This window comes from Mycobacterium sp. (assembly GCF_025965855.1).
Lineage (GTDB): Bacteria > Actinomycetota > Actinomycetes > Mycobacteriales > Mycobacteriaceae > Mycobacterium.
In genome coordinates this window covers 18983-31361 of the sequence record NZ_JAOPWB010000100.1, presented here as the reverse complement: position 1 = coordinate 31361, position 12379 = coordinate 18983, and the positions used below count along the sequence as shown (strand labels likewise).

Here is a 12379-nt window from a genome sequence, read left to right as displayed (position 1 = left end):
CGCCGCCGTTACGTTCGATAACGGGAACGAAGGTGCGAGTGACATCGAGCGTGCCGAAGTAGTGCGTTTCCATTTCCAGCCGCAAGTCCTCCAACGCCCCCGACAGCAGCTACGCGCGCGTCGATATGCCGGCGTTGTTCACCAGAACGGTGACGTCGGTGGCGGTCTCGGCGACGCGGCGCACCGACGCTGGTTCGGTGATGTCGAGTTGGATGGGCACGACGCCCGGATGGTCGATTGTCTCGGGGCGGCGTGCGGCGGCGTAAACCTTGGCGCCGCGCGCGACGAGTTCGGCGGCGAACTGCCTACCCAGTCCCCGGTTGGCTCCGGTGACGAGTGCGGTGACGAGTTGGTGCTCCATGGCGGTCTACCCACGGGATCAACTCGTTGCCTCTTCGAGCCAGTCGTCCTCGGCACCAGGCTCGGCCTCAAAGACCTCGAAGCGACGGATTGGTCGAATGGCATGTCCACGCCGGCCCGCCGGTGCGAGTCGAATACCGGCTAACCGAGAAGGGGGCCGCGCTGAGCACGATCCTGCTCGACCTCAACCGGTGGGCGCTGAAATGGATTGACCTCCCCGCCGACCACTGATGCGCGTCCACCCCTGACGCTTGGCATCGCCGGAGCGCAACCTCGCAGCCGCATCGCATGCTCGAACCGGTCGACAGCGCGCCCCGAGGACCACACCAGCTGAACCAACGTGAACACAGACCCGTTGACCGGATGTATAACAACGATGGAAAAGCGATGGATGACAACGAAGCGCAGTGGGATCCGTGGTTTCGCACGCGGTCGCCCGAGCAGGCGATTCACCTCTGTGAGAGCGCCTATTACCCGCACTGGCTCAAGCTGCTAGGGCCATCGCAGGGCTTCGGCTTCACCCAGCGTGTCAGCCGTGTGGGGCCGATTACCGTGGGCGATATCACCTACGAAACCGACGTTGCACTCGGTTTCGACGAGAATCGCGCCAGCTACCAGGTCCTTGTTCCCCTCCAAGGATGGCTGGAGTCACGGCACCGGGGCCAGCAGCTGACCTCGACTCCCGCACGGGCCGCCATTTATCGACCCGACGGAGAGATGACGGTGCTCCGGTGGCCCGGCGGCAGCCGCCATCTCGCGGTGAAGATCGACCAAGTCGCCGTCGACCGAGCCCTGGAAATACTGGTCGACATCCCGCCAGATTCCCCGATTCCCTTCACCGCAACGCTGCCGCTACAAGCAACGGCTGCCCAGGATTGGGTGCGGCTCTTGCTGATGGTTCACCGCCAGCTGCCGTGCCCGGACACCCTGATGCGGCACCCTGTGGTGTTGGACCCGTTGGTGGACAGCCTGATTCACGGCTTACTGCTCGTGGCCGACCATCCCTATCGCGACGCACTGGCAGCCCCTGCTGCCCCCGGCCGACCGGCAGCGGTCCGCGACGCGATGGGCATCGTCGAGGCCAGAGCGCACCTGCCGCTGACCAGCTCGACACTGGCCAGGCAATGCCACGTCAGCGTGCGCACCCTGCAGGCAGGATTCCAACGGCACCTGGGCATGTCACCGATGGCCTATGTCCGGGTGGTCAGACTCCGCCATGCGCATCGGGATCTGCGCTCGGCAGATCCCGCCCACCACACCGTCGCCGCTATCGCGCACCGATGGGGATTCACCAACCTCAGCCGCTTCGCCGCCGCCCACAAAAGGATGTACGGCCAGACCCCGCTCCAGTTGCTGCGCGCTGCACACTGAACATCCCACACCGAAACGGCCCGCCGAACGCGAATCATTGCCCGAATAACGCGAATTGATGCGCCGTCGGCGAAACGCCGCCGCTGATCTGCTTAACCTCGCCAGCATGACACCGAAGCCGGATACCACATCACTCCTGTCGACCACCGAGCTAGATCCGTCACACATCATGGAAGTCGGCACAGACATTCCTCTACGTCGGCAAGACCGGCGCGGCGATCGCGCCGATCGCCGCACGCCACGAGGAATCTATCCTCCGGAGCCCGATCGATGGCGTCTGCTATGGCACATCATCGTGACCGTTCTGCTGCTGGCAGCACTCGCTTGGACGGCCACCTGGCTCCTTCTGGATCACGCATGACCAGGTCAAGCTCATACAGGGTGGCCCAGACTCCTCGTCCTCAAACCATCCGTTTCGGCGTCCGCTTGCGTGAAATGCAACACGATGCGGGCGCCGATCGAACCTAGACCCGACGAATGCGTCGAGTAGATCACAACAACACCACTACCCCAATGACAAGACAATCCTGGAGCCGAATATGAGCGCTTACATCACGGCCACCGGCAGCTTTCTCCCCGGCGACCCCGTGCCTAACGACGAAATAGAGGATTACATCGGAAAGGCGGGACGCTCAACCTCCGATCTCAAGGACATCACTCTCGCCAACTGCGGCATCAAGACGCGCCACTACGCGATCGACAAGAAACAGCAGACGGTCATTTCCAACGCGGCGATGGCGGCCAACGCCGTTCGGAGCGCAGCCGAGCGCGTCGGCCTCGGTCCCGACGATGTCGAATTGCTGTGTGCAGCCACCACGCTGCCGGACCTGATGGCGCCAGGACATGCCAGCACGGTGCACGGCGAGCTGGGCTACGGCCCCCTCGAAATCGCAACCCTGCACGGGATCTGCAGTTCAGGGATGATGGCGCTGAAAAACGCGTACCTGCAGGTGGCGATCGGTGAGAAGCGCACCGCGATCAGCGTGGCCAGCGAGTTCGCCTCCCGCTTCTTCAAGAACTCCCGGTACGAGGAGATGGGCGTTGTCGCCGAGGAGGGGACCCTCCCACTGGAAGCAGCATTCTTGCGCTACATGCTCTCGGATGGGGCCGGCGCTGTGGTAATCCAGGACGAGCCCAGAACCTCCGGCATCAGCCTGCGCATCGACTGGATCTCGCTGACGTCGTACGCGAACACCGAGAAGACGTGTATGTACGGTGGCAGTCCGGACACGGGAGCCACGAAGTCATGGGGGGACTACCCGAACGCTTCGGAGGCCGCTGCCGACGGGGCGTTGGTCCTGCGACAGGACCTTTCCCTACTGCCACACCTGGTCAAGGTCGGCGTCGACGAGTATGACCGCTTGCTCCGACTGGGCAAATTCGATCCGTCGACACTGAATTGGATCCCGGCACACTATTCGAGCGAGCGAATGAAAGACACTGTGATGAAGGAATTTTCGCGACGCGGCATCGACGGTGGCCGCCCCGAAATGTGGTACAGCAACCTGACGAGCGTCGGAAACATCGGCAGCGCTTCCATTTACGTCATCCTCGACGAGATGATGGAGCAGGGTTTGATCAAGGACGGCGACACGATGCTGTGCATGGTCCCCGAATCCGGCCGGTTCGCGGTCTCGTTCATGCATCTCACCGCGGTGTCGTCGGAAACCCCACGGTGACCAGGGCGTCGGAAGCCGCCCCGACCGAGCGGCTGCACCATCGGGCAGTCGTCTACCTGTACACGCAGACCGGGCAGTTGCGCGAGGTGGCCCAGGCATTGACCTCCCCGCTGGAAGCGCGTGGGTGGGACATCCGTTGGGTCGACGTGCGTCCGCGTGACGCGTTCCCGTTCCCCTGGCCGATTCGACGATTCTTCGGAGTGTTTCCGCTAGCGGTGGACCCGCAGGCGCTCGTGGAGCTCGTCGAGCCGGCGGGCGGTTTCGACACGGCTGCAGACGAATTGGTCATCCTGGCCTACCAGGTGTGGTACCTGGCACCCTCGCTTCCAATCCGATCGCTGCTGAAAACGCATCCCGAGGCGGTCCGGGGTCGCACCGTCGTCTCGCTGATCGCGTGCCGCAACATGTGGTATTCGGCGGCAATTGAGACGTCCGGGCTGCTGCGATCCGCGGGTGCCCGGCGCGTCGACGTGGTCGCCGCCACCGATACGCGAGGGCCGTCGATGACCCTGGTGACCACTCTACGCTGGCTGCTGACCGGAAAACGCGCGCCGTTTCTATGGTTTGGGCGGGCCGGGGTCGGCGATGACGAACTGGCGAGAGTCGCCGACGTGGGGCAGTGCATCGCTGAGTCGCGGCCATGCCCGCAAGATGCGGCGCCCATCGTGCCTGCGTTGGCTGCGGCGGACGTCCTTGCCGGCAAGGTGTTTCGCAGGTGGGGCGCAACGGTCAGGTCCATGCGCCGATTCGGAAGCGCTGCGCACGCCGCCAGTCTGATCACGTTCGTGCTTGGCCTGGGGATCGCCATCGTGATCGGTCTGCCGTTGATCGGATGCGCCGCAGTCGTGGGCGGTGAACGTTTCGCTACCCGTGTACGCGGGTTCGTCTACGGTCGGATCTCCTTCGATCTGCCGGTATTCGACGATGTGGTGAGCGCATGACCGCGACAGCACCCCGCGCCGGCACACCCGGTCACGGCGAGCCGGGATGGGAAGCAACGACGACCGCGGAAGACCCCAAGTACCAGGAACTCGTCGACTGGCTGACCGCAAAGGTGGCCGGGCAGGTCAACGTGGCGCCGGACACCATCGACATCGACACCCCGTTGGCCGATTACGGGATCGACTCCGCCGCGAGTCTGACGCTGTGCGCCGACCTGGAGTTCGAGAAGGGAATCCCCGTCGAAACCACGATTGTGTGGGACTACGCCACCATTGATGCCATCGCGGCGTACCTCGCCACCGAGCGGGTGCTGCCATGATGCCGATCGCCGTGGTCGGTGTCGATTGCCGCTTTCCGGGCGCGCCCGACAAGGACGCGTTCTGGCGACTGCTGATGGATGGCGTAGTGGCTGACAGCGAAGTGCCTTCGCAGCGTTGGGATGTCGACGCATATTATCGCTCCGACGGTGCTTCCGGATCGATGAACACCCGGCGTGGCCATTTCATCGACAATGTCGACACATTCGACAACGCCTTCTTCGGGATAGCGCCCATCGAGGCGGGTGCGCTTGACCCGCAGCAGCGCCTGCTCCTGGAATCGTCATGGCGCGCGATCGACGATGCCGGAATCGACCCGCGGTCACTGACCGGCACCCCGACCGGGGTCTTCGTCGGCATCATGTCCAGCGAGTGGAGCAACCTGCAAATCCTCGACTTCGCCGGGCTCACGGCGTTCCGCGGCACGGGCAGTGGCTATTTCATGACTGCTAACCGTATCTCCTACCACCTGGGCCTCACCGGGCCAAGTGTGGCCATCGATTCAGCCTGCTCGTCATCACTGACTGCCGTCCATCAGGGCTGCGCAGCGCTTCGCTCAGGCGAGGCCGATACTGTCATCGCGGCCGGTGCGAATCTCATTCTGACACCGTCGCTTTCGATTTTCTACACCCAGGCAGGGCTGTCCGCGCCGGATGGTCGCTGCAAGCCGTTCGGGCTGGGCGCCGACGGCATCGGGCGGGGCGAGGGCGTGGCCGCGGTGGTGCTGCGCCGACTCGACGACGCCCTTGCCGACGGGCAACCTATCTATGCCGTCGTGAAGAGCTCGGTCACCAACCACGACGGCCGCAGCAACGGCATCACCGCCCCGAGCCGCCGGTCGCAGGCGGAGCTGATGCGCCGGGCGCTGAGCCTGGCAGAGGTCGATGCCGGACAGATCGGCTTCGTCGAGGCGCACGGCACCGGCACGGTGCTCGGCGACATGATCGAAGCCAACGCTCTTGGCGACGTGCACAAGACACGAGTCGGCGAGCCCTGTCTGCTCGGTTCCGTGAAGGGAAACATTGGGCACACCGAAGGCAGTGCGGGGATCGCGGCGTTCATCAAGACGTGCCTGGCGTTGCACCATGGCGTGCTGCCGCCGACGGTGTTCGGCGACAGCGCCAATCCGGCCTTGCGACTGGCCGAGCACGGTCTGCAGTTGGCCGACGGTCCGCGAAAGTTTCCGGTGGACGGCACGCTAGGCGCGGTGAGCTCGTTCGGCCTCGGCGGCAGTAACGCGCACGCGGTACTGGAGACTGCGCCGGCCACGGCGCTGCCCGTCCCGGGTGCGACCGGCGTCTTCACCATTTCGGCGCCGTCGGCGCAGGCGCTGCGGCGGAACGCCGAGTCGATGACGGCCGCGCTGGAGATCCTCGACTCCACGCGGGTGGCCTCCTGGTGCCGCTCGACCAACGTCGTCAAGCGATCAAACCGGCATCGCCTTGTCGTTGCAGGCGATCGCGACACCCTGGTTGATGGGATCCGCCGATTTACGGCCGGCGCCGGTGACGATCTGGTGTCGTCCGCCCCGCCGCACCGCGCCCCGGCCAGCGTCGGGCTCCTGTTCTCAGGTCAGGGTGCCCAGTACCCAGGCATGACACAGCGGCTCTACGACGCTCATCCGATTTACCGGGAGAATCTCGACTCCACGGCTGCCGCCCTGGATTCGCACCTCGGATCGGATCTGCTCGCAACGATCTTCGGCGGCGCACCGGGCCTCGATCACACCAGCCTCGCGCAGCCTGCGTTGTTCGCCGTGTCCTATGCGCTGGGAAAGACTCTGCTACAGAGCGGAATCCGGGTGCCATTCGGGATCGGCCACAGCGTCGGGGAGATCGCCGCCGCCTGCCTGGCCGGTGTGTTCACCCTCGACACCGCCGCCAAGCTCATCGCGACCAGAGCGCGATTGATGGGCGAGCTGCCTCCGGGTGGGGCAATGATCGCGGTCGACCTCGGCGTTGAGCAGGTAGAAGCACTCGTCGCTGAAGAGCCCGGGTGCGGGATCGCGGCGGTCAATGGGCCGCACTCCCTGACCATCTCCGGGGACGCCGACGCCGTGGCACGAGTGCAAACACTGGTTCGGCAACGGGGCGACAAAGCGGTGAACCTGGCGGTGTCACACGCCTTTCACTCGACGCTCATGGAGCCGATGGTGGCCGACTTCCGGCGCGAGATAGCCGGACTCGAGCCAGCACCCGCCGAGTTTCCGCTGTTCTCCACCCTGCTCGGCTGTGAAGTCAATGGCACAGAGATGACGGTCGACTACTGGGCCGGACAGATCTGTTCTCCGGTGCTGTTCTCCGACGCGGTCCAGGCCGCCGTAAGGACCGGACGCGCTGACTATCTCGCCGAGGCCGGTCCTAAATCAGCGCTGCTCACACTCGCCCGACAGGGCGGACTTCCGCCGGAGACCCGCTCGCTCACATTGTGCAGCGGCCCGGGTTCGGACGGGACAGAACTGCTCGGTGTGGCTGCCACGTTGATGCGCGACGGCTACTCACCCGATCTGGCGGCGCTGTACGACGGGCCGGCCGGGCCGCCGCAGCGGATCCCGCCCTATGTCTTCGATACCTCCAGCCGGTTCTGGTTCGACGGCCCGATCACCTACCCCCGACAGCCGGTGCAGACCGCCGATGCGCAAAGTAGCGATTCTGTCGATGAGCCTGCGGATACCGAGCAACCGGAGACCGGTGCGGAGGGCGGGGTTCTCGCGCTGATCGCCGATGTCGGCGGCTATTCGGTCACCACGCTCAGCCGATCCAAACGGCTCGCGGACGACTTGGGTTACGACTCGTTGCTGCAGCTTCGTCTCCTGGACCGGCTGCGGGCGGAGTATCCGCCACTACACGACATCACTGTCGCCGAGGTGCTGCCGAGGATTCACAGCGTCGGTGATCTCATCGACTTCGTGATGGAGCGGCTCGATGAGGGCGGCACAGCACGATGACGCCCGTGGAATTGGTGTGCTTTCACCACGCCGGTGGTGGGGCCGCGTCGTTTCATCCGCTGCGCCGAGCGCTGGCGGACATCGGCGCCGCGGTGGCATTTACGGCCGTGACACTGCCGGGACGGGAGTCGCGCCGCGACGAGCCCCGCCATGTCGACGCCGAGAGCTGCGTGCGGGCGCTGAGCGGCGAGCTCGATGAGCTGTTGCGCCGGCCCCACGTCCTGCTGGGTCACAGCATGGGCGCGATACTAGCGTATTTACTGGCTCAACAACGTATCTCACGCGGCATGCGGGCACCGGAGGCGGTTATCGTCGCGTCCTCCCGTGCCCCGCACCTACCCCCTCCCCTGCTTGATTTGCAGCTGCTCGCCGATTACGAGCTGGCCACCGAGCTCGCGCGCTATGGCGGGCTGCCGACGGAAGTCCTGAACCGTCCGGACTGGCTGGCGCTGCTGATGCCCACCATTCGTGACGATCTGCGGATCTGCCAGTCCCATTGGCGGACCGATGCGCCACCGCTTCCGTGTCCACTGCACATCGTCGGGGGCCTCGGCGACACGGTGGCGCCGCCTGACACGGTGGCCGCCTGGGCGTCGCACTCGGTCCAGCCTCAACCGGTTCGCTTTTACCCCGGCGGCCACTTCCTGTTCCGTTCGCCGGAACAGGAATTGGTAGCCACCGTCGCGCGTGTCGCCAAGGAAGCGGCACGGGAAAGGTACTTACTCCCGTGAGCGTATTAACCCGCGAAATGTCCGCCGCAGCGAGATTTTCGCCGCGGCACTTGACCGCAGGCACGGTCGCCGACCCAGTTCGGTTGACCTGGTGTGAAGTCCACGAACAGGCGAAACGGATGGCCGGCGGTCTGGCCGCGCGGGGAATACGCCGCCAGGGTTCGGTCGCTGTGCTGGCCACCGATGCCGCTGATATCGCGCCGCTCGCGCAGGCGGCCTGGCTGAGTCGCGCCGCGCTGACGATGCTGCAGCAACCAACTCCCCGCACCGACCTGGCGGTCTGGCTGGCCGACACGGTTCGGGCGACTTTGATGATCAAGGCCGACGTGGTCGTCATCGGGGAGCAGTTCCTGGGTGCGCTGGATCCGCTGACGGCTCAGGGACTGAACGTCTGCACGGTCGAGTCCCTGCGTCGCGCCGACCCGATCGAGCTCGACATGTCGGACCATGCCGCCGAGTCGGATATCGCGTTGCGGCAGTTGACATCCGGATCAACCGGCGTGCCCAAAGCCGTCGAGATCAGTCACGGCAATCTCGGCGCGAATGCCGTCGCCTTGCACGACGGGCTGGAACTCGACATCAACACGGACGTGATGGCGAGCTGGCTGCCGCTGTCGCATGACATGGGGATGATCGCCTTCGTGTGTTTCCCCATGCAGCTGGGTATCGAAACCGTCGTCGTCCCACCGGAGGAGTTCCTCAAACGACCACTCGTCTGGGCTGAGTTGATCAGCAGGCACCGCGCGACCATCACCTCAGGGCCCAATTTCGCGTACTCCGTGCTCGCTCGCGTGCTGCAGCGCGCCGACCCGGACGCAATCGACCTTTCGTCGCTGCGTTTCGCGGTGAACGGAGCCGAACCGATCGACCACCGCGACATGACCGACTTCTCTGCGGTCGGCGCGCGCTTCGGTCTGCGCCCGACGGCGCTGACGCCCGCCTACGGACTCGCCGAAGCCACATTGGTTGCGTCGCTGGGGTCGGCGCACGACCAGGCGACTGTCGACCGGGTCTCGCGGCAGGCCATTGCGGAAGCGCACCGCGCGCAGCCGGTCCAAGACGACTCCGCGGATGTACAGCATGTGGTGTGTGTGGGGTTACCGGTGACGGGCCTGGATCTGCGGATAAGCCGGAACGGAACAGCGTTGGCGTCCCGAGAGATTGGCGCAATCGAACTAGGCGGCCCGATGATCGCCGACAAATATCTCACCTCCGACGGTCTAGTGCCGCTGGCGACAGATGGCTGGTTCGACAGCGGAGACCTGGGTTACCTCGACGAGAAGGGGCGACTCTATGTCTGTGGTCGCACAAGGGATCTCATCGTGCTGGCCGGCAGGAATCTCTATCCGCACGATATCGAGCGCGCGGCCGAGAGTGTCGACGGCGTGCGAAAGGGCTGCGTGATCGCGCTGCGTGTCGACGCCGATCGAGAGGGCTTTGCGGTGCTCGCCGAAGTACGCAATGCGACCGACGACGACGCGCGCGCACGCATCAGCCGCGAGATCGCCGCCCGAGTGAGCAGTCAAGTCGGGCACCGCCCGCGTGACATCCTGTTGTTCCCCGCCGGCGCCTTGCCGAAGACGCCGTCCGGCAAGCTACGCCGCAGCAGCGCTCGAGAACTGCTCCCGACGTACATCCCCGCGCAAGCTGTCCGCCAGACGGTTCGGCGTCAGGTGCAGTACAGGTGAGCGACACCTGCAATGTGCTTGTCGTCGGCGCCGGACCGGTGGGCGCCACGGCGGCGCTGCTGCTCGCGAGCTATGGCATCGACTGCACCGTGGTGGAAGCACGCCACGAGCCACAACAGCACCCCGCTGCGCACGTGCTCTCGACGCGATCGATGGAGATTTGGCGCGAGATCGGCCTCGAGCGCAACATCCGCGGTCTCAGCGCCCCCATGCACGAGCTGCGGTGCATTGCGTACTGCACCACCTTCGCCGGGCCCGAGCTCGGGCGGGTGCCACTGGCCGACTTGCCCGACGCGCAGATGGACGCGATCGAATCGATCAGCCCTACCCGCAGTGCACACCTACCCCAGAACGTGCTGGAACCGCTGCTCTGGCAACACCTACGCAACAGTGATCGCATCAAAACACACACCGGCTGGCTGTACCGCTCCCACACCGACGGCCCAGACGGCGTCGCGGTCACTGTCGCCGACACCACTACCGGATCCCGCCGAACAATCCTGGCGCGCTACCTCATCGCGGCCGACGGCGCAGCCAGCACAGTGCGGCGCGCGCTAGGGATCACGATGGAGGGCCCGATCCTTCAAAACGTGGTCAGCGTCCTTTTCTCCGCCGATCTCGAGGCTTTCCGCCGCCACCGCCGCGGCCCGGTCATGTGGACCCACACCGCCAAGGGCCTGGGCGCCACCATCGTGCACCGGCCGCCGGAAGACCTGGTTTTCCAGATCCCCTACTTTCCGCCATTTGAATCGGTGGAAGACTTCCCGGCTGCGATCTGCCGCAGGCACATAGTCGATGCGATCGGCGACCCCGCTGTCCGCGTTGACATCAAGTCGATCCAGACGTGGGCAATGACCGCCCAAGTCGCCACCGACTACCGGGTGGGCCGCGTGTTCCTGGCCGGCGATGCCGCGCACCGGTTTCCGCCCACCGGCGGGCTGGGACTCAACACCGGCGTCGCCGACGTGCATAACCTGGCCTGGAAGCTCGCCTGGGTCATCGCCGGCCGTGCCGACGAGGCACTGCTGGACACCTATGAACGAGAACGCCGTCCGGTCGGCGCGGCCGCGACCGCCGACTCGGTGGCCAACTTCGACGGAATGTTCGATGTCGTTGCCACACTGGGGTTGCCACGGCGGGCAGTGCGCACGCTCCCTCAAGCCGTGGCTGCTATTCCGGGCTGGGTACCGCGACGTCCCGTGCGTGCCTTGATCCGTGGGATCACCACGCTGGGATATCAGCGGTTTCGCCTGGCCAAGTCGCCGGGCCGGATCGGTCAGCGGATCCGCCGCAGGGCCGCGGCGGCGATCGCCAAGCAGGGTCCACACTATCGCAGCTGGGGACGCGACCTCGGGGTGCGTTACGGGCGCGGCGCCGTGATCGGCGATCGGCTGCCACCACCGGTCAGCGATCCAGAGTTCTATGTCCCATCTGTGCGCGCCGGCGGCCGGCTGCCGCACGTCTGGATCGAGGACGGTGATCGGCGAGTGTCCACTCTGGATCTGGTCCACCGCGACGACCTGACCCTACTGGTGTCCGACGCAAGCCATTCTGTGTGGTCGCTTGCGGCGGCGGGACTTTCGTTGTCGGTAGTGTCGGTCGGCGATGCTGGGCACGGCGTATTTCACTCCGGCGTCGCTGGCGCCGAACCGGATGCGCTGCTGGTACGCCCCGATGGCCATATCGCCGCCCTGCTGCACTCGGAGCGGGATGGCGCTCCAGTGTTGCGGCGAGCATTGCAAGTCGTCGGCGCCTTTGCGCCGAGCCACAAAGGACTAATCGCATGAACGATGTTGCGGCACAGGCTGTCGAGCTGCGGCTACTCACCCACCGGCCGGCGGAGATGACGGAGTGGTGGGCGGCGTTGCTCGGCGGGGCTTCCCAATCGCTGAATGCCCGGATGACCGCCATCCACGGCGATTACCTGCGGGTGGTGATCGAGCGTTCGCCGATCGCATTTGACTACCATCCCGAAGCGAGTGGTGTCACCTGCATCAATCTGGCTCTGAGCGATGTGCAGTCGGCACGTCCGGCGTTGAACCGATTGAGCAAGCTGGGTTCTCAGCCCCACCGGGCAACCGGCCAACCCGGGGCGACAGCGCTCTGGTTCCGCGATCCCAATGGCACCGACGTCGCCTTGCACCTGCCCGTAGCCATCGGCCACCAAGCCACCGCAGCCGGTGTGTGGCCCGATGAGGTGGACCCTAAAGACGTGCTTGCCTACATCAGCAGCCAACCATCAGCCACCATCCACCAACCGCCCGAATCGGAATAGCACGTCGTGTCACATCGCACTGTTCGACCGAACGGACCAGATCCCCGAAGGGAGAAAACGGAGGCGTAA

General features: G+C 65.5%; 11 protein-coding genes and 1 pseudogene. 11 read left to right on the top strand and 1 reads right to left on the bottom strand.

Annotated features, from left to right (window positions below; all coding sequences use genetic code 11):
- Nucleotides 1-361 (bottom strand): annotated as a pseudogene (locus JWP83_RS07575) (SDR family NAD(P)-dependent oxidoreductase); the annotation flags it as partial.
- An 89-nt stretch (nucleotides 362-450) separates the two neighbouring features.
- On the opposite strand from JWP83_RS07575, the gene JWP83_RS07570 reads away from it, so the two are divergent.
- The 11 genes from JWP83_RS07570 to JWP83_RS07520 all read left to right on the top strand — a co-directional run bounded on the left by JWP83_RS07570 (nucleotide 451) and on the right by JWP83_RS07520 (nucleotide 12310).
- A complete protein-coding gene (locus JWP83_RS07570) occupies nucleotides 451-591 on the top strand; it encodes a helix-turn-helix domain-containing protein (protein WP_297728013.1) in 141 nt (46 codons plus the stop codon).
- A 156-nt stretch (nucleotides 592-747) separates the two neighbouring features.
- The gene (locus JWP83_RS07565; protein ID WP_297728008.1) at nucleotides 748-1731 is read left to right on the top strand and encodes an AraC family transcriptional regulator; all 984 of its coding nucleotides are present in this window, start codon (nucleotides 748-750) and stop codon (nucleotides 1729-1731) included.
- Between the two features lie 106 nt (nucleotides 1732-1837).
- Nucleotides 1838-2092 (top strand): hypothetical protein, encoded by a 255-nt coding sequence (locus tag JWP83_RS07560; protein WP_297728006.1) that lies wholly within the window; start codon nucleotides 1838-1840, stop codon nucleotides 2090-2092.
- Between the two features lie 178 nt (nucleotides 2093-2270).
- Complete coding sequence (locus JWP83_RS07555) at nucleotides 2271-3410, top strand: 3-oxoacyl-[acyl-carrier-protein] synthase III C-terminal domain-containing protein (RefSeq protein WP_297728003.1); 1140 nt, start codon at nucleotides 2271-2273, stop codon at nucleotides 3408-3410.
- Nucleotides 3407-4351, top strand: coding sequence for a hypothetical protein (locus JWP83_RS07550; RefSeq protein WP_297728000.1), 945 nt, complete (start codon nucleotides 3407-3409; stop codon nucleotides 4349-4351). The genes JWP83_RS07555 and JWP83_RS07550 overlap by 4 nt, the downstream gene beginning before the upstream one ends.
- Nucleotides 4348-4671, top strand: coding sequence for an acyl carrier protein (locus tag JWP83_RS07545; RefSeq protein WP_297727998.1), 324 nt, complete (start codon nucleotides 4348-4350; stop codon nucleotides 4669-4671). The genes JWP83_RS07550 and JWP83_RS07545 overlap by 4 nt, the downstream gene beginning before the upstream one ends.
- Nucleotides 4671-7616 carry a type I polyketide synthase gene (locus JWP83_RS07540; RefSeq protein ID WP_297727995.1) on the top strand — a complete coding sequence of 982 codons (2946 nt, stop codon included), beginning with the start codon at nucleotides 4671-4673 and terminating at the stop codon, nucleotides 7614-7616. Before JWP83_RS07545 ends, JWP83_RS07540 begins: the two co-directional genes overlap by 1 nt.
- Nucleotides 7613-8347, top strand: coding sequence for an alpha/beta fold hydrolase (locus JWP83_RS07535; RefSeq protein WP_297727992.1), 735 nt, complete (start codon nucleotides 7613-7615; stop codon nucleotides 8345-8347). The genes JWP83_RS07540 and JWP83_RS07535 overlap by 4 nt, the downstream gene beginning before the upstream one ends.
- Nucleotides 8344-10035, top strand: a complete 1692-nt coding sequence (locus JWP83_RS07530; RefSeq protein WP_297727989.1) for a fatty acyl-AMP ligase — start codon at nucleotides 8344-8346, stop codon at nucleotides 10033-10035. The genes JWP83_RS07535 and JWP83_RS07530 overlap by 4 nt, the downstream gene beginning before the upstream one ends.
- Nucleotides 10032-11822: an FAD-dependent monooxygenase gene (locus JWP83_RS07525; RefSeq protein ID WP_297727986.1), complete on the top strand. Its 1791-nt coding sequence runs from the start codon at nucleotides 10032-10034 to the stop codon at nucleotides 11820-11822. The genes JWP83_RS07530 and JWP83_RS07525 overlap by 4 nt, the downstream gene beginning before the upstream one ends.
- Nucleotides 11819-12310: a hypothetical protein gene (locus JWP83_RS07520; protein ID WP_297727983.1), complete on the top strand. Its 492-nt coding sequence runs from the start codon at nucleotides 11819-11821 to the stop codon at nucleotides 12308-12310. Before JWP83_RS07525 ends, JWP83_RS07520 begins: the two co-directional genes overlap by 4 nt.
- The last annotated feature ends 69 nt before the right edge of the window (nucleotides 12311-12379 follow it).